The sequence below is a fragment of the Shinella yambaruensis genome (assembly GCF_022899355.1).
GTDB lineage: Bacteria > Pseudomonadota > Alphaproteobacteria > Rhizobiales > Rhizobiaceae > Shinella > Shinella yambaruensis.
Genome location: NZ_JALJCK010000005.1, coordinates 359,791 through 376,130 on the forward strand (window position 1 = coordinate 359,791; position 16,340 = coordinate 376,130).

The following is a 16,340-nucleotide window of genomic DNA, read 5'->3' on the forward strand; positions in this document are numbered from 1 at the left end:
GCCTTGCCGGAAGCGGCTTGGCACTGCACATCGCGGAAAACGCTGTTATATCTGGGCCCGTATCCATACGGGCCCAGTTTCATGTCAGCATCCGCCAAGACCGAACCGAAACTCATCTTCCGTCTCCAGTTCGAGCCGGAGGGCAGGATCGGGCGCGGCAAGATCCAGCTTCTCGCGCATATCCGGGAGACCGGCTCGATCTCGGCCGGCGGGCGGGCGATGGACATGTCCTATCGCCGGGCCTGGCTGCTGGTCGACGAGATGAACCGGCTGTTCCGCACGCCGGTGGTGGAATCGCAGCGCGGCGGCAAACAGGGCGGCGGCGCCGTCGTGACGCCCTTCGGCGAGGCGCTGATCGCCCACTACCATGCCATGGAAGGAAAGGCGCGCGCGGCGCTGGCCGAGGATATCGGCTGGATCGTCGAAAACCTTGCCGATTGAGACCTATTCCAGCGCCACAGTCTTGATGACGGCATGCACCGGCAGGCCCGGTGCAAGGCCGAGGCGCTCGACGGAAAGCGCGGTGATGCGGGCGCGCACGACATCGCCCCCACAGGCGATACGCAGGCTCGCCATGCCCTCGCCGTCCGGCTCGATCGCCTCGACGGCGCCTTCCAGGATGTTGAGCGCGCTTAGGCCTTCCGGGCGCACCGTCGCGATCATGACGTCGCGGGCGGGGATGCGCAGCCGCACCGTTTCGCCCGGCGAGACGGCCGCATCCGGCACGAGGATCGTCGCGCCGCCCACAAGGCGGATGGTGGCGAGGCCGTGCGCGGCATCGCGCGCCTCGACGCGGCCGGCAAGAACGCTGCCGGCCTCGCGGCGTTCGGCGGCGGAGGAGAGGCGCGGGCCGCCCAGCACGTCCGATGCCGCGCCGATCGCCTCGATGCGCCCGTCCGCCATCAGCACGACCCGGTCGGCAAGGCGCGCGACCTCGGCCACCGAATGGCTGACATAGACGATGGGAATGCCGACCTCGTCGCGCAGGCGCTCCAGATAGGGCAGGATCTCCGCCTTGCGCTCCTCGTCGAGCGCGGCGAGCGGCTCGTCCATCAGCAGCAGGCGCGGCGAGGCGAGCAGCGCGCGGCCGATGGCGACACGCTGCTTCTCGCCGCCGGAAAGGTTGGCCGGCTGACGGTCGAGCAGGCCGGCAATGCCGAGCAGGTCGACCACGCGGTCCGGATTTTCCGTGCGCGCGCCCTTCGGCGAGAACCAGCGGCCGTAGTTGAGGTTCTGCCGCACGGTAAGGTGCGGGAAGAGGCGGGCTTCCTGGAAGACATAGCCGAAGCGCCGGCGGTGGGCCGGCACGAAGACGCGGCGGGCGGTATCGACCAGCACCTCGTCGCCGAGCAGGACGCGGCCTTCCGCCGGGCGCGTCAGGCCGGCGATGATGCGGACCAGCGAGGTCTTTCCCGAGCCGGACCGGCCGAACAGGGCGGTCACCCCCCTATCCGAGGTGAAGGCAGCCTCCAGCGAAAAATCACCGAGCCGGTGACGGGCTTCGACGACAAGGCTCATTCGAGATGCACCTTGCGGCCGAGGCGCTGGGCGAGCACCTCGGAGGCGATGAGCGCGACCATGGAGATGGCAATGGCGACGAGGGTGAGGCGCATCGCACCGGCATCGCCGCCCGGCACCTGGGTGAAGGTGTAGATGGCGGCCGACAGCGTCTGCGTCTCGCCGGGAATGTTGGAGACGAAGGTGATGGTGGCGCCGAACTCGCCCATCGCCTTGGCGAAGGCAAGGATCATGCCGGCGAGCACGCCGGGCAGGATGAGCGGCAGGGTGACGGTGAGGAAGACCCAGACGGGGCTTGCGCCGAGCGTGCCGGCCGCCTCCTCCAGCTTGCGGTCGACGGCCTCGATGGAGAGGCGGATCGAGCGCACCATCAGCGGAAAGCCCATGACGCCGCAGGCGAGCGCCGCGCCGGTCCAGCGGAAGGAGAGCACGATGCCGAACCATTCATCCAGCACGGAACCGATGGGGCCGCGCCGGCCGAACAGGATGAGCAGCAGGAAGCCGGTGACGACAGGCGGCAGGATCAGCGGCAGGTGCACGAGGCCGTTCAGCAGCGACTTGCCCCAGAAGCGGCCCCGCGCCAGCGCCAGCGCGGCGAGGATGCCGAGCGGCAGGCTGACGAGGACCGCGACCGCCGAGACCCGAAGGCTGAGCCGGATCGCCGTCCATTCCTCGTTGCTCAAGGCAAGCCAGTCCACGCGTGTTCCTTTGAAAGGCGAAAACCCCGGGCATCGAGACCGGGGCTGACAAGCCCGATGACCTCTCTTTCGTCATGGTCGGGCTTGACCCGGCCATCCACGCCACATGCGCCGCCTGGATCCTCGGATCAAGCCCGAGGATGACGGCGCGGGTGGGAGAGGCCTACCTTACTTCAGGATGGTGAAGCCCTGCTCGGTGAAGAAGGGCGCGGCCTTGTCGGATTTCAGGAAGTCGAGATAGGCGGCAGACGCGGCGCTCTCGGATTCCGCAAGGATGGCGACCGGGTAGATGATCGGCGGATGGCTGTCTTCCGGGAAGGTGCCGACGACGGCGACGCCCGGATCGGCCGCGGCATCCGTCTGGTAGACGATGCCGTAGGGCGCCTCGCCGCGCGAGACGAGGGCGAGCGCGGCGCGCACGCTCTCGGCACCGGCGACCTTGCCTTCGACCGAGGACCAGACGCCGAGCTTTTCGAGCGCCGCCTTGCCGTACTTGCCGGCCGGCACGCTGTCGACCGCGCCCATGGCAAGCTTGCCGTCACCGACAAGGCCGGCGAGGTCGAAACCGTCCTTGATCTCGACGGTGGACGCCTTGTCCTTCGGCGCGACCAGCACGATGCGGTTGCCGAGAAGGTTGGAGCGGGTGTCGTCCTTGATCAGCTTCTTCTCGGCGACATAGTCCATCCAGGCAAGGTCGGCCGAGATGAAGAGATCGGCGGGGGCGGCCGCCTCGATCTGCTTGGCGAGTGCCGAGCTTGCGGCATAGGAGACCGTCGTCTCGTTGCCGGTTTCCTTCGACCAGGCGGCATTCGCCGCATCGAGCGCGTTCTTCAGGCTTGCGGCGGCAAAGACGGTGACCTTCTCGGCGGCCGCCGCCGGCAGGGCGAGCGGCATCGACGCGAAGGCGGCGACGACGAGTTTCAGAAGCAGACGACGGTTCATTCCTGTTCTCCCTTTTCCTGCCTGAAGGCAGCGTGATATCCTCTTGAATATATCGGCACTTGCGGCTTTGCCAGCGCTATATTTTCAAAAATACAGGGAAACAGACGATGGCCATTCGCGTGGAATGAGCGGGGCGTTGACGCCAGGCCGAGCGCGGCCCTGAAACGACCGGCACCCCGCACAGATCCTGCGGAAAACGGCGGCGCCCCAAAAGGCGCTTGCAGGCCAGCGGAGCGGGATATCGGTGACCCTAGAACAGCGCGTCGTCGAAGAGGTCTTCGTCGCTTTGCGCAGCCACAGCTGTCGCAGGCCCCTCCAGGGCTGTGCCGAAGACGCGGGCATGCACCTCGCGCTCGGAGACCATCGTATAGGTGCGCGCGATCCGGCTGCCGAGGTCGGCCATCGCCTCCTCGAGGCCCGACATATCCGGCAGGTCGCGGCCGACGAGTTCGCCCGCGCCGGCGGAGCAATCGGCCAGCACGTCGCCGAGCTCGGCGTTGAAATCGAGGTCGGCGACCGTCCGGCCCGCCTTGGCGGAGACATCCGCGCCGCAGGCACGCAGGGCCGTCATGTCCTCCTCCATGCGGTCGCCCGCCCGGCGGATATGCTCCAGCGCCTCGGCAAGGTGCGCATCGAGCGAGCCGCCGGCGGCGGTGCCCGCTTCGCGCAGCTTGCCGGCATCCTCTTCGAGCGACTGCAGGGCGATAAGGATACGCTCCGCCGTCTCGTCGAGCTGGCTGGAGAACAGGCGCAGTTCCGCCGTCACCACATTGATCGCCCGCCCCTCTTCGCCGAGCTTGCTGCAGCGCAGGTTGGTGTTGAGCGCCATGTAGTGGATGTCGGTGCGCACGAGCTGGATCGTCTTTACGCCCTTCAGGAGACCCTGCACGGTCTCGACGGTGCTTGCACCCAGGACGTTGGCCTTGTCGGCCGCCTGCTCGATATCGCAGACGACGGCACGGGCGGCGGCGATGTCGGCCTCCAGGGTTCGCATGGCGCGGTCGGCGGAGCGGCCGTCGGCGGCGTCCATGTCACCGTAGAGCGCCATCAGGCCATCGATATCGGCCCCGAAGCTGCGGATCGTGCCGACCACCGTCCTGCATTCACGTGCGAAATCGCGGGTGATCTCGACGAGCTGGCCGTGCACGAGATGGCGGACCAGCGCCGTCAGGCGGTCGGCGGCCTCCGCGTCGAGCGTTCCGGCATCAAGATACTCGTTGAGGAAGGTGAAGGCGGACTGGCAATGCTCGATGCGCTGGCGGGTGATGTCGCCGATCTGCATGGCCGACAGCGTCGTGGCGACCTTGCCCTGCACGCCGCGCGCCGCCGCACCCACCTTGGCGGCAAGCTGCGAGAGGTGGCGGCGCTGCGCCGTCAGGTCCGCGGCATTGCGCGAGAGATTGCCCGCAATGTCGGGCACGGAACGGCGGAAGCGCTCCAGCGCCTCCCCGCCCCCGGCCGAGGCGGTGCCGATGACGGCACCCAGCGTGCCGATCTTCGCGCCGAGCGCATTGACCTCGCCGGTGCCGAATTGGATGCGCTCGAGGATTTCTTCCGCAAAGCCGGCGAAATCGGGAATGGCGGCGCCGGTGATCTTGGCGGTCGTGGCGAAGGTGCGCAGGTAGCGCAGCGTCTCCTGCATGTCGGCGATATGGGCGCCGAGCGTTTTTTCCGTGACGGCGACATGGGCAAGACGCTGCTGGCGCTGCTCCTCGATGCCGGGCAGCGCGGTCAGCTGGTCGACGGTGGCGACGAGCCGGCCGATCGTCGCCTCCGCCACCTCGTCGCCGAGCGAGCCGGAAAGGTTCTCCAGCGAGGCGACCAGCCGGTTGAGCACGTCCAGCACCGAAAGCAGCACGACGCCGCCATCGAGGAACCGCTGCTCGATGCGGGAACGGGCCCCTTCGAGGCGGGAAACAAGCTCCATCTCCGCCGTCTGCCGCTCCACGCGCACTGCGCCCGCTATTCCTGACACGCCATACCCCATCTGCAAGAACCCGTGACCGAACCCTAGGGCCAACAATGTAACGCGCAGTAAATTCGCTCTTCCTCATGTAATGAAATCCCGCAAACCCAGGGCGATTCCAACGCCACCACCCGTGGCTGCAGACATCCCTAGAATTAGGGATTTATAAATAATATCACTTATATCTAATTGTATAAATTAATGTTTACATACAATCATTTAGCCCTATTTCCTGTCGTAGGGTGAGGCAGTGTATCGACGATGACCGAACTACCAGTGGATGAAATTAGCAACCGCACTTTACTCTTCATTAAGCGTGACTGGCGATTCTGGCGCGGGAAATACTCTCTCTCGAAACGATTATCGAGGCCTCCATGTCGTCGACCCTGTCCGGTGACGCGTCGTTAACCTTACCTGCGACGCTCACCATCAAGACTATATTGTCCGTTCAAGAGTTGATCTTGGATTTCCTGAACAAGAATCCTGCCATTGTACTGGATATCGACGAGGCGGCGCAGGTCGACCTCAGCTTTGTCCAGCTTGTCACGGCAGCCCGCAAACAGGCCGAGGCCAGGGCCGGGCGCGTTCTACTTGCCCGGCCCGCCTCCGGCGACCTTTACGACGTGCTGGAACGCGGCGGCTTTCTCGACGGGATGACACCCGGCGCCGCGCATTTCTGGCTGCACCAGGAGAAGAATTGATGACCGCGAAGATCTTGACCGTCGACGATTCCGCCAGCATCCGGCTGACGACGCGCGTCACCCTCAGCAATGCCGGCTACAGCGTGACCGAGGCGGTCGACGGCCTCGACGGCCTCAACAAGCTGAAGGGCGGCGAATACGACCTCGTCGTCACCGACCTCAACATGCCGAACATGGACGGCCTGACGATGATCCGCGAGCTGCGCAAGCTGCCCGCCCATACGGGCGTTCCGGTCATCTTCCTCACCACCGAATCCGACGGCGAACTGAAGGCGCAGGCGAAAGCCGCCGGCGCCACCGGCTGGCTGACCAAGCCGTTCGATCCGGAAAGCCTCGTCAAGATCGCCAGGAAGGTCCTCGGAAAATGACGAACCCGGACCCGATCTCCGTCTTCCGGACAGAAGCGGCCGAACTGCTGGAGCAGATCGAGTCCGGCCTCCTCGACCTCACCCGCAGCCTCGACGACCGCGACCGGATCGATGCGGTCTTCCGGGGCCTGCACACATTGAAGGGGTCGGGCGCGATGTTCGGCTTCGACGCGCTCGCCGCCTTCACCCACCATTGCGAGACCGCCTTCGACCGGGTGCGCAAGGGCGACGTGCCCGCCACGCACGAGCTGGTCTCGGCGGTTCTTTCCGCGCAGGACCACATGCGCGCGCTGCTCGAAACGCCGAACGGCGACCATGACGCGATGAGCGCCGCGCTGCTCGACGGCCTGCACCGGGCGGTCAACGGCGCGGGCTCTCCTGTCCCGGCCGCCGTTGCGGCTGCGCCGGTTGCCGAGGCGGCCGGCGGCCTCAGCGAATGGCGCATCCGTTTCAGCCTGCCGGTGAATGCCATGGCGAACGGCACCAATCCGCTCGGCCTGCTCGACGAGATGCGCGACCTCGGCGAATGCCGGATCGTCGCCGATACGGCGAAGGTGCCGGAGCTTTCCGCGCTGGAGCCGCGCGACATCCATATCAGCTGGGACGTGACGCTGAAGACCGAGCGGCCGCGTGCCGATATCGAGGACGTCTTCATCTTCGTCATGGACGACATGGAGCTCGAAATCACCGAGGTCGCTGTCGAACACCCCGCCGCCGAAGCAAAGCCCGCCGTAACACCGATCGCCAAGGCCGTGGTCGTTGCCGAGCGGGACGCCCCCGCGGTGCAGGCGGCCAATGATTCCAAACAGGCGAAATCCGCGGAGAACGTGCGCGTGCCGGCCGAGCGGCTGGACGAGATGATGGATCGCGTCGGCGAGCTTGTCATCGCCCAGTCGCGCCTCACCCAGCTCGCCGGCACGGCTACCGATCTCGGCCTGCGCTCCGTCTCCGAAGAAATCGAACGCCTCTCGGGCGAGCTGCGCGACACGATGATGGTGCTGCGCATGATGCCGGTCGCCAGCCTCTTCAGCCGCTTCCGCCGCCTCGTGCACGACCTGTCGCGCGAGACCGGCAAGGAGATCGAGCTCATCACCGAGGGCGAGAGCACGGAGGTCGACAAGACGGTCATCGACCGGCTCGCCGACCCGCTCGTGCATCTCGTGCGCAATTCCATCGACCATGGCCTCGAAAAACCGGAAGAGCGCATCGCCGCCGGCAAGGGGGCGAAGGGCCGGGTCATCCTCTCCGCGCACCAGACGGGCGGCGAGGTGATCATCACCATCAAGGACGACGGGCGCGGCATCAACCGCGAGCGGGTGCGCGCCAAGGCGGAAGCGTCGGGCATCATCCAGCCGGGCGCGACGCTCTCCGACCAGGACCTGCTCCAGCTGATCTTCCAGCCGGGTTTTTCGACCGCCCAGGCGGTGACGAACCTGTCCGGCCGCGGCGTCGGCATGGACGTGGTCAAGAAGACGGTGGAGGCGCTGCGCGGCACGATCGACATTGCCAGCAAGCCGGGCGAAGGCTCGGTCGTGGCGCTGCGCATCCCGCTCACCCTCGCCATCATCGAGGGCCTGCTCGTACGCGTCGGCCAGGGCTGCTACGTCATCCCGCTCTCGGCGGTGGAAGAGTGCCTGGAACTCTCGCTCGAAGACGACCTGCGCTCGCGCGGGCGCAGCTTCATCTCGCTGCGCGACAGCCTGGTGCCGTTTCTGCGCCTGCGCGAACTGTTCCGCACCGGCACGCCGCCCGACCCGTACCAGAAGGTCGTCGTCATCTCGACGGGATCGGAACGCGTCGGCCTCGTCGTCGACCAGATCATCGGCGACCACCAGACGGTCATCAAATCCATGTCCAAGCTGCACCATGACGTCGACACGTTCTCCGGCGCGACCATCCTCGGCGATGGCAGCGTGGCGCTGATCCTCGACGTCACCCATCTGGTCGCGGCCGGACAGCAGCAGGAGGCGCAATTGCGGGCGGCAGGATGAGCGAAGCGGTACGAAAACGCGACTACGACGCGATCTGGGGTGCGGAGGAAGACCTCTCGGTGCTTACCTTCAACCTCAACGGCGAGACCTTCGCCATAGAGGCGATCGTCGTGCAGGAAATCCTCGACCTTCTGCCGGAGACCCGTGTGCCCGGCAGCAAGCCCTTCGTTTCCAGCGTCATCAACTTCCGCGGCAAGGTGATCCCGCTCGCCGATATCCGCCTCGCCTTCGGCATGGACGCGACGGAAACCACCATCGACAGCCGCATCGTCGTCATCGAGCTCGATCTCGGCGACGAGCCGACCCTGATCGGCATTCGCACCGACAAGGTCAACGAAGTCACCACGCTTCCCAAGGTCGCCAGCGAACCGCCGCCGAGCGTCGGCATGCGCTGGCGCGCCGACTACATCAGCTGCCTCGTCAAGCGGGGCGGCGAGTTCATCATCGTCCCGAACCTGCACGCGATCTTTTCCTCCCAGAAAGAGCGCCCGGCACAAGCGCCGACCTAGGACACCAGGAGAGACCCATGCGCTTTACCATCAAACTCAAGCTGTTCCTGACCTTCGCCTTCATGCTGGCCGTGCTCGTCGGCACGGCGGCCTACGGCATCCTGAGTCTCGGCGGCCTCAACACCACGCTCGGCGACGTACTGAACGGCCCGGCTGAACGGCTGAAACTCGCCCAGACGCTGAACAACCTGCAGCTCCAGCAGATCCGCCAGCAGAAGAACATGCTGTCCTCGGCAAGCCCCACCGAGACCAACCGCTACATCGCGCTCAGCGACGAGGCCCGCAAGGAATTCGACGCGACCTTCCAGGAGGTTCTCGGCAAGGCGACGGAACAGGGCAAGGTGCTGTGGAACAAGCTCGACGGCTTCACCACGGACTTCCGCCGCGACGACGACCGCATCCGCGTGCTGGCGCTTGCTGGCGACATGGCGGGCGCGACCCGCGTTTCGACCAATGACGCGCGCGCTGCCACCAACGAGATCGACGAGTTGCTCGGCGAGGTCGTCAAGCTGGAGGCGAGCCGCCTGACCGAGGCGGAGCTGGCGGCCGATGCCCAGTACCAGAGCACCCGCACGATCATGGTGACGGTCGCGGCCATCGCGCTCCTCGTCGCCACGGGCGCGGCCCTGTGGATCGTCATGTCGATCAACCGCGGCATCTCCCGGGCCGTCGGCGTCGTGCAGAACGTGGCGGACGGCGACCTTACCCGCTTTGCCGAGATCTCCACCAGGGACGAGATCGGCGACCTGCTCGGCCACGTCAACACGATGATCGAGCGCCTGCGCGGCGTGGTGGCGGACGCCCTGTCGGCCTCCGACAACGTCTCCTCCGGCAGCCAGGAACTGTCGGCCAGCTCCGAGACCCTTTCGCAGGGCGCGACGGAACAGGCGTCCTCCGCCGAAGAGGCCTCCGCCTCGATGGAGGAGATGGCCTCCAACATCAAGCAGAACGCCGACAACGCGGCCCAGACGGAAAAGATCGCCCGCCAGTCCTCGCGCGACGCGGAAGCCTCCGGCCAGGCCGTCGGCCGCGCCGTTTCCGCGATGCGCACCATCGCGGAGAAGATCTCCATCGTGCAGGAAATCGCCCGCCAGACCGACCTCCTCGCCCTCAATGCCGCCGTCGAGGCGGCCCGTGCCGGCGAGCATGGCAAGGGCTTTGCCGTCGTCGCCTCGGAAGTGCGCAAGCTCGCCGAGCGCAGCCAGGCCGCTGCCGCCGAGATCAGCGCGCTCTCCGGCGAGACGGTCTCCGTCGCGACGGAAGCCGGCGAGATGCTGAACCGGCTTGTGCCCGATATCCGCAAGACCGCGGAACTGGTCTCGGAAATCTCCGCCGCCTGCCGCGAGCAGGATATCGGCGCCTCGCAGATCAACGAGGCGATCCAGCAGCTCGACAAGGTGACCCAGCAGAATGCCGGCGCCTCGGAGGAAATGTCGGCAACGTCGGAAGAGCTGGCCGCCCAGGCGGAAGAGCTGCAGGCCTCCATCGCCTTCTTCCGCGTGGAGAATTCGGCCCGCAAGGAGCCGAACCATGCCGAGAAGCTGCGCGCGACCGCGGCGAAGATGGCCGCTCCCGTTGCCGCCAAGCGCCCGGCTGCGGCGCCGGCCTACCGCCCGGCCCCGGCCGCCAGGGCGACGCGCGGCAACGGCTTTGCCCTCGACATGTCGATGGGCGGCCCGGATGCCGACGACGCGGACTTCCGCGAAAGCGCTTGAGCGAACGAATGATCGCGGCGCATCCAGCAACGGATGCGCCGCATGATCGACCCGGCGCGTGTAGGCGCCGGCACAAGGGCCGCCTGCGGCCCGCGAAAGGGTGAGTGTATCGGTCTTCTCGCATGACGGGCCCCGGCTTCCGGTGCCCTGCCCGAACGGCATCTGCTACCAAAGGAGCCCAAAGATGCGCGCAACCATCAAACTGAAGCTGGCGGCGGCCTTCGGTGTCATCATCCTGATGATGGCCGGCACGTCCGTTTACGCCATTCTGAGCCTTTCCTCGCTGAACCAGGCGATCTCCGACCTGATCGCCGGCCCCGCCGCGCGCCTCGAGGCCGCGCAAAACCTCGCCAATTACCAGCTCCGCCTGGCGCGGGCGCAGATGAACCTCGCGACCGTCGCCAATCCCCGCGACGTCGCCACCGCGATCGAGGCAGGCGACCGTTATCGCAAAGGCTTCGAGGAAACCCTCGACACGCTGGTCCGGCTGTCGAGCGATCCGGCCGCCCTCCAGCAATGGCAGGCCATCGGCGAAAGGGAAAAGCAGCTCATCCGCATCGACGACCAGGTCCGCGCGCTCGCCGGCTCCGGCAATTCGGCCGAGGCGCTCCGCCTTGCGACGACCGAGAGCCGCCGCCTGATGGACGCGATCGAGGAGACGATCGACGCCCGCATCGAGAACAACAAGGCGCTGCTGGTGACGGCGGAAGAGGACGCCGACGCGCAATATGCCCATACGCGCAACCTGATCGTGACGATTGCCGGTGCCGCGCTGCTGCTCGCCGTCGGTGCCGCCATCTGGCTCGCGCTCGGCATCAACAGCGGCCTGAAGAAGATCAAGACTGTCGCGGAGGCTGTCGCGGTCGGCGATCTCGACCAGACGGTCGAGATCAAGACGAACGACGAGATCAAGGACCTGGTCGACACGATCAACGTGATGACCGGCAACCTGCGCAAAACGGCCGCCATCGCCGACCAGATCGCCAATGGCGACCTGACCGTGACGCCAAAACCGCTCTCCGGCAAGGACACGCTCGGCCTGTCGCTGGAAAGCATGGTGGAGCGCCTGCGCGGCGTCGTCGCCGATGCGCTTTCGGCGGCCGACAATGTCTCCTCCGGCAGCCAGGAGCTTTCGGCAAGCTCGGAACAGCTGTCTCAGGGCGCGACGGAACAGGCTTCCTCCGCCGAAGAGGCCTCCGCCTCGATGGAGGAGATGGCCTCCAACATCAAGCAGAACGCGGACAACGCAGCCCAGACGGAAAAGATCGCCCGCCAGTCCGCCAAGGATGCCGAGGCGTCGGGCGAGGCCGTCGGCCGCGCGGTCGGCGCCATGCGCACCATCGCGGAGAAAATCTCCATCGTGCAGGAAATCGCCCGCCAGACCGACCTTCTCGCCCTCAACGCCGCCGTCGAGGCGGCCCGTGCCGGCGAACACGGCAAGGGCTTTGCCGTCGTCGCCTCGGAAGTGCGCAAGCTCGCCGAGCGCAGTCAGGCCGCTGCCGCCGAGATCAGCGCGCTCTCCGGCGAGACGGTCTCCGTCGCGACGGAAGCCGGCGAGATGCTGAACCGGCTGGTGCCCGATATCCGCAAGACCGCGGAACTGGTCTCGGAGATCTCCGCCGCCTGCCGCGAGCAGGATATCGGCGCCTCGCAGATCAACGAGGCGATCCAGCAGCTCGACAAGGTGACCCAGCAGAATGCCGGCGCCTCGGAGGAAATGTCCGGCACCTCGGAAGAGCTTGCCGCCCAGGCCGAGGAATTGCAGACCTCGATCGCCTTCTTCCGCGTCGATCGTGCGTCGAGTGCCCCGGTCGTGCAGCCGCGCCGCCCGGCACCGGTCTCGCGCCCGGTCGTCAAGGCAGCCGCCGCGCCGCTTCGCAAGTCCGACAACAGCGTCAACGGCCAGCAGGCCCGCGCCCGCGGCTTTGCCCTCGACATGTCGATGGGCGGCCCGGATGCGGACGACGCCGATTTCAGGGAAAGCGCTTGATCATGGCCGGTCCGTCCTCCGAATCCCAGTTCGTCACCTTCAGCCTCGACAACGAGGTCTTTGCGGTGCCCGTCTCGGTCGTCCGGGAAATCCTCGACCACGAGGATGCCTTCAAGATCCCGCACGGGCCGGAATACCTGCTCGGTCTCAGGGACGTGCGCGGCCAGGGCGTGCCGGTCATCGACCTGCGTCTTCGCCTCGGCATGACGAGGACCGAGAAGACGCCGCACACGCGCGCTTTGGTGCTCGACGTGCCGATCGGCGAGAAGACCCTAACCCTCGGCCTCGTCGCCGACCGGGTCTTCGAGGTCATCCCCTTCCGCGACGACGAAATCGAGGGCGCGCCGGATATCGGCGTGCGCTGGCCGTCCGACTACATTGCCGGCGTCGTGCGCCGCAATGGCGGCTTCGTCGTCATCGTCGACCTCGCGCGCCTGTTCTCCGGCGCCGAGGTGGCAATGATGGGCTCGGCGGGTCGCCTTGCCGCGACGGCATAGTTTCGGGAGGACCGGCGTGGGAGCTGCATTGCGGATGCAAGGGGCGGAAGACGGGCTGAGCAGCCGGAACTTCGAGGCCCTGTCGCGCTACATCTACGACTATAGCGGCATCAAGATGCCGATCACGAAGCTGACGATGCTGGAGGGCCGGCTGCGCCGGCGCCTGCGGGCGACCGGTATTACCAGCTTCAACGACTATTGCGACTATCTCTTCAAGCATGGCGGCATCGAGAAGGAGGCGATCTTCCTCATCGACGCCGTGACGACGAACAAGACCGACTTCTTCCGCGAGCCGAAGCATTTCGACCACATGGCCGCGACCGGCCTGCCGGAAATGGTGGCGGCCGGCCACAAGCGGCTGCGGCTGTGGAGCGCCGCCTGCTCCATCGGCGCCGAGCCCTATACGATGGCGATGGTGATGCAGGATTTCGTCGATGCGGCCTCCGGCCTCGACTACCGCATCCTCGCCACCGACCTTTCGACCGACGTGCTTGCCGCCGCCCGGCGCGGCGTCTATCCGCGCGACATGATCCAGCCCGTGCCGGCGGAGATGCAGCGCCGCTACGTCATGGTCTCGCGCGATGCCGGGCGCGGCGAGGTGCGCATCCATCCGCGCCTGCGCTCGACGATCGGCTTTGCCCGCATGAACCTCATGGACAGCGCCTACAGGGTGGGCGAGCCGATGCACATGATCTTCTGCCGCAACGTGCTGATCTATTTCGACAAGCCGACGCAGGCCAAGGTGCTGTCACGGCTCTGCGACTGCCTCGTGCCCGGCGGCTTCCTCTATGTGGGCCATTCCGAAACGGTGACCGGCATTTCGCTGCCGGTGCGCCAGGTCGCCAACACGGTTTTCAAGAAGATCTGATGGTCCCTCCCGGCAAGAAGATCCGCGTACTCATCATCGACGACTCGGCGAGCGTGCGCCAGGCGCTGACCCATGTGCTGGAGCAGGACCCGGAAATCGAGGTGATGGGCGCGGCCTCCGACCCCTTCATGGCGGCCAGGAAGATCCAGGAGGAAATCCCCGACGTCATCACGCTCGACGTGGAGATGCCGCGCATGGACGGCATCACCTTCCTGCGCAAGATCATGGCGCAGAAGCCCATCCCCGTCGTCATGTGCTCCTCGCTGACCGAGGAGGGCTCGGAGACGCTGATGCAGGCGCTGGAGGCCGGCGCCGTCGACATCATCCTGAAGCCGAAGATCGGCGCGGCCGACCATCTCGCCGAATCCGGCACGCGCATCCGCGAGGCCGTCAAGGGCGCCGCGGTCGCCCGCCTCGGCCAGAACCGGCGCACGGCGGCGGCAAGCGGGCCGACCGCAAAGCTCACCGCCGATGCCGTGTTGCCCCCGCCCTCCGGCCGCGCCATGGCCAAGACGACCGAGATGGTCGCCTGCATCGGCGCCTCGACCGGCGGCACGGAGGCGCTGCGCGTGCTGCTGGAGCAGCTGCCGGCCAATTCGCCTGGCATCGTCATCGTGCAGCACATGCCGGAAAAGTTCACCGCGGCCTTCGCCAGGCGCCTCGACAGCCTGTGCGAGGTGGCGGTGAAGGAAGCCGTGCATGGCGATCCCGTCCTGCGCGGCCATGTGCTGATCGCGCCCGGCGACCGCCACATGATGCTGGAGCGGCAGGGTGCGCGCTACCATGTCGCCGTGCGCGAAGGCCCCCTCGTCTCGCGCCACCGGCCGTCCGTCGATGTGCTCTTCCGCTCCGCCGCCCGTTCGGCCGGGGCGAATGCCATGGGCGTCATCCTCACAGGGATGGGCGACGACGGCGCACGCGGCATGAACGAGATGCACCAGGCCGGCGCCCATACGGTGGCGCAGGACGAGGCGAGCTCCGTCGTCTTCGGCATGCCGAAGGAGGCGATCGCCCATGGCGGCGTCGACAGGATCCTGCCGCTCGACCAGATCGCCCGCGAGATCCTCGCCGCCGACCGGCGGAGGTGAAAACGCCGCGGTTTTTCGCGTGTTTTCACCGGCCATTAACCATGACCGGCGAGGATGACGAAGCACCATGCGAGGGTGCTTTGCGAGCGATGACCGGCTCAAGAACCGCTCCGGGGAGCCCCATGCCCGTCATCACCTTCGCCAACACCAAGGGCGGCGCCGGCAAGACCACGGCCGTCTTGCTGCTTGCGACCGAGCTTGCCCGCCTCGGCTTCCGCGTCTCGGTGCTCGACGCCGACCCGCAGCACTGGATCACCCGCTGGCACGAGAATTCCGAAGGCGTGCTCGGCAACCGCCTTTGCGTGGTGCCCTATGTCACCATGGGCACGATCGACCGGCAGCTGGCCGACGAGAAGGCGCGCGCCGATTTCGTGCTGATCGACCTGCCGGGTTCGCGCAGTTCGCTGCTCGCCAAGGCCGTCGGCCATTCCGACTACGTGCTCATTCCCGTGCAGGGTTCCGCCATGGACGCGCAGGGCGGCGCGAATGTCATCGAACTCCTGCAGTATCTGGAGGACAAGGCCGATATCCGCATCCGCCATTCCGTCGTGCTCACCCGCGTCAACTCCATGGTGACGACGCGCGCCATGCATGCGGTCAAGGACCTGCTCGCCGCCCGCCGCGTGCATCTCCTGCAGACGCCGATCATCGAACGCTCGGCGTTCCGCGATATCTTCGGCTGCGGCGGCACGCTCTATACGATGGACGGCCGGCGCGTCAGCAATCTGGACAAGGCGCAGGAGAATGCGAGGGCGCTTGCGCTGGAAGTGCTCCAGCAGATCCCAGCGGCCCTGCGCCCGACCGGGGCGGAGAGGCTGAGCAACGTCGCCTGAGGCTTTACACTCTTTTGCAGGGGCCGCGGATCGCGCGGCCTTTTTCATAAGGAAGAAAACAGGGGTCCAGAAATGGAAAAGCCTGCCGCGGGAGGAGGTGCGGCAGGCTTTCCGATAGAACCGAATGGCGACTGGGAGGAGGAGTGCCGCCATTCCCGCAGTCGGCCCTGGGAGGAGGAGTGGGCCTTCTGCAATCATCGAAGCTTCGTGGGAGGAGGTACGTTGCTTCGATAAGTATGACTATAGCTGATTCTTGATTATTTGATAGGCATCGTTTTGCAAGGCAGCTATGCGTTATGCGCGTAGCGTATGTCTCAATATCGCCAGGCCGCCGGCTCGCGCCGGATTCTCTTCGCACATGCAAAAACACCCGCCGGAGGCGGGTGTCTTCGAATTCTGCCGGTTGGCGGCGTGTCGCTCAGAAGCCGACGGCCGCGCGCGCGACGGCCTTGATCTCCGAACGCTCGATGCCGAGATCGCGCAGTTCGCGGGCGGTCATGCGGTCGAGTTCGTTGACGGTCTGACGGTACTTGCGCCAATTGCTGAAGGAACGTGCCATGTTCATGATGATCCCCTTTCCGGAGGCTCTCTGTTCGGCACCGGTCCGTGGCGCCGCGTCTTTCGATGACCGTCTTATAGGCTTATGTTGCAATGCG

16 protein-coding genes are annotated in these 16,340 nt (G+C 66.5%); 11 read left to right on the forward strand and 5 right to left on the reverse strand.

Going from position 1 to position 16,340, the window contains the following annotated elements:
• The first annotated feature begins 81 nt into the window (after positions 1 to 81).
• Positions 82 to 441 (forward strand): winged helix-turn-helix domain-containing protein, encoded by a 360-nt coding sequence (locus tag MUU56_RS14395; RefSeq protein WP_244767965.1) that lies wholly within the window; start codon positions 82 to 84, stop codon positions 439 to 441.
• Positions 442 to 444: 3 nt separating this feature from the next.
• Here MUU56_RS14395 and modC read toward each other — a convergent pair whose 3' ends face one another.
• From modC to MUU56_RS14415, 4 genes are all read right to left on the reverse strand, one after another.
• Positions 445 to 1,518 carry a molybdenum ABC transporter ATP-binding protein gene (modC, locus tag MUU56_RS14400; RefSeq protein ID WP_244767966.1) on the reverse strand — a complete coding sequence of 358 codons (1,074 nt, stop codon included), beginning with the start codon at positions 1,516 to 1,518 and terminating at the stop codon, positions 445 to 447.
• Complete coding sequence (gene modB, locus MUU56_RS14405) at positions 1,515 to 2,216, reverse strand: molybdate ABC transporter permease subunit (protein WP_244767967.1); 702 nt, start codon at positions 2,214 to 2,216, stop codon at positions 1,515 to 1,517. Before modB ends, modC begins: the two co-directional genes overlap by 4 nt.
• 168 nt (positions 2,217 to 2,384) lie before the next feature.
• A complete protein-coding gene (modA, locus tag MUU56_RS14410) occupies positions 2,385 to 3,158 on the reverse strand; it encodes a molybdate ABC transporter substrate-binding protein (RefSeq protein WP_244767968.1) in 774 nt (257 codons plus the stop codon).
• A gap of 250 nt (positions 3,159 to 3,408) precedes the next feature.
• Positions 3,409 to 5,133: a chemotaxis protein gene (locus MUU56_RS14415; protein ID WP_244767969.1), complete on the reverse strand. Its 1,725-nt coding sequence runs from the start codon at positions 5,131 to 5,133 to the stop codon at positions 3,409 to 3,411.
• Positions 5,134 to 5,498: 365 nt separating this feature from the next.
• Between MUU56_RS14415 and MUU56_RS14420 the strand changes: the two genes are divergently transcribed.
• From MUU56_RS14420 to MUU56_RS14465, 10 genes are all read left to right on the forward strand, one after another.
• Entirely contained in the window at positions 5,499 to 5,825 is a 327-nt protein-coding gene (locus tag MUU56_RS14420; protein WP_244767970.1) for an STAS domain-containing protein, read from the forward strand.
• The gene (locus MUU56_RS14425) at positions 5,825 to 6,193 is read left to right on the forward strand and encodes a response regulator (protein WP_244767971.1); all 369 of its coding nucleotides are present in this window, start codon (positions 5,825 to 5,827) and stop codon (positions 6,191 to 6,193) included. Before MUU56_RS14420 ends, MUU56_RS14425 begins: the two co-directional genes overlap by 1 nt.
• The gene (locus MUU56_RS14430) at positions 6,190 to 8,184 is read left to right on the forward strand and encodes a chemotaxis protein CheA (RefSeq protein ID WP_244767972.1); all 1,995 of its coding nucleotides are present in this window, start codon (positions 6,190 to 6,192) and stop codon (positions 8,182 to 8,184) included. The genes MUU56_RS14425 and MUU56_RS14430 overlap by 4 nt, the downstream gene beginning before the upstream one ends.
• The gene (locus MUU56_RS14435) at positions 8,181 to 8,693 is read left to right on the forward strand and encodes a chemotaxis protein CheW (RefSeq protein WP_244767973.1); all 513 of its coding nucleotides are present in this window, start codon (positions 8,181 to 8,183) and stop codon (positions 8,691 to 8,693) included. Before MUU56_RS14430 ends, MUU56_RS14435 begins: the two co-directional genes overlap by 4 nt.
• 17 nt (positions 8,694 to 8,710) lie before the next feature.
• Complete coding sequence (locus MUU56_RS14440; RefSeq protein WP_244767974.1) at positions 8,711 to 10,408, forward strand: methyl-accepting chemotaxis protein; 1,698 nt, start codon at positions 8,711 to 8,713, stop codon at positions 10,406 to 10,408.
• A 184-nt stretch (positions 10,409 to 10,592) separates the two neighbouring features.
• Positions 10,593 to 12,398, forward strand: a complete 1,806-nt coding sequence (locus MUU56_RS14445) for a methyl-accepting chemotaxis protein (RefSeq protein ID WP_244767975.1) — start codon at positions 10,593 to 10,595, stop codon at positions 12,396 to 12,398.
• Positions 12,399 to 12,400: 2 nt separating this feature from the next.
• Entirely contained in the window at positions 12,401 to 12,895 is a 495-nt protein-coding gene (locus MUU56_RS14450; RefSeq protein ID WP_244767976.1) for a chemotaxis protein CheW, read from the forward strand.
• A 34-nt stretch (positions 12,896 to 12,929) separates the two neighbouring features.
• A complete protein-coding gene (locus MUU56_RS14455; protein WP_244768118.1) occupies positions 12,930 to 13,763 on the forward strand; it encodes a CheR family methyltransferase in 834 nt (277 codons plus the stop codon).
• Complete coding sequence (locus MUU56_RS14460; RefSeq protein ID WP_244767977.1) at positions 13,763 to 14,851, forward strand: protein-glutamate methylesterase/protein-glutamine glutaminase; 1,089 nt, start codon at positions 13,763 to 13,765, stop codon at positions 14,849 to 14,851. Before MUU56_RS14455 ends, MUU56_RS14460 begins: the two co-directional genes overlap by 1 nt.
• 122 nt (positions 14,852 to 14,973) lie before the next feature.
• Positions 14,974 to 15,684, forward strand: a complete 711-nt coding sequence (locus tag MUU56_RS14465) for a ParA family protein (protein WP_244767978.1) — start codon at positions 14,974 to 14,976, stop codon at positions 15,682 to 15,684.
• Positions 15,685 to 16,102: 418 nt separating this feature from the next.
• Here MUU56_RS14465 and MUU56_RS14470 read toward each other — a convergent pair whose 3' ends face one another.
• The gene (locus MUU56_RS14470) at positions 16,103 to 16,249 is read right to left on the reverse strand and encodes a DUF1127 domain-containing protein (protein ID WP_244767979.1); all 147 of its coding nucleotides are present in this window, start codon (positions 16,247 to 16,249) and stop codon (positions 16,103 to 16,105) included.
• Positions 16,250 to 16,340: the final 91 nt, after the last annotated feature.

Coding starts and splice junctions, on each gene's coding strand:
- modC (WP_244767966.1), bottom strand. CDS start 1,518: ATGAGCCTTGTCGTCGAAGCCCGTCACCGGCTCGGTGATTTTTCGCTG.
- MUU56_RS14420 (WP_244767970.1), top strand. CDS start 5,499: ATGTCGTCGACCCTGTCCGGTGACGCGTCGTTAACCTTACCTGCGACG.
- MUU56_RS14470 (WP_244767979.1), bottom strand. CDS start 16,249: ATGAACATGGCACGTTCCTTCAGCAATTGGCGCAAGTACCGTCAGACC.
- MUU56_RS14455 (WP_244768118.1), top strand. CDS start 12,930: ATGCAAGGGGCGGAAGACGGGCTGAGCAGCCGGAACTTCGAGGCCCTG.
- MUU56_RS14425 (WP_244767971.1), top strand. CDS start 5,825: ATGACCGCGAAGATCTTGACCGTCGACGATTCCGCCAGCATCCGGCTG.
- modA (WP_244767968.1), bottom strand. CDS start 3,158: ATGAACCGTCGTCTGCTTCTGAAACTCGTCGTCGCCGCCTTCGCGTCG.
- MUU56_RS14435 (WP_244767973.1), top strand. CDS start 8,181: ATGAGCGAAGCGGTACGAAAACGCGACTACGACGCGATCTGGGGTGCG.
- MUU56_RS14465 (WP_244767978.1), top strand. CDS start 14,974: ATGCCCGTCATCACCTTCGCCAACACCAAGGGCGGCGCCGGCAAGACC.
- MUU56_RS14440 (WP_244767974.1), top strand. CDS start 8,711: ATGCGCTTTACCATCAAACTCAAGCTGTTCCTGACCTTCGCCTTCATG.
- MUU56_RS14450 (WP_244767976.1), top strand. CDS start 12,401: ATGGCCGGTCCGTCCTCCGAATCCCAGTTCGTCACCTTCAGCCTCGAC.
- MUU56_RS14445 (WP_244767975.1), top strand. CDS start 10,593: ATGCGCGCAACCATCAAACTGAAGCTGGCGGCGGCCTTCGGTGTCATC.
- MUU56_RS14460 (WP_244767977.1), top strand. CDS start 13,763: ATGGTCCCTCCCGGCAAGAAGATCCGCGTACTCATCATCGACGACTCG.
- MUU56_RS14395 (WP_244767965.1), top strand. CDS start 82: ATGTCAGCATCCGCCAAGACCGAACCGAAACTCATCTTCCGTCTCCAG.
- MUU56_RS14430 (WP_244767972.1), top strand. CDS start 6,190: ATGACGAACCCGGACCCGATCTCCGTCTTCCGGACAGAAGCGGCCGAA.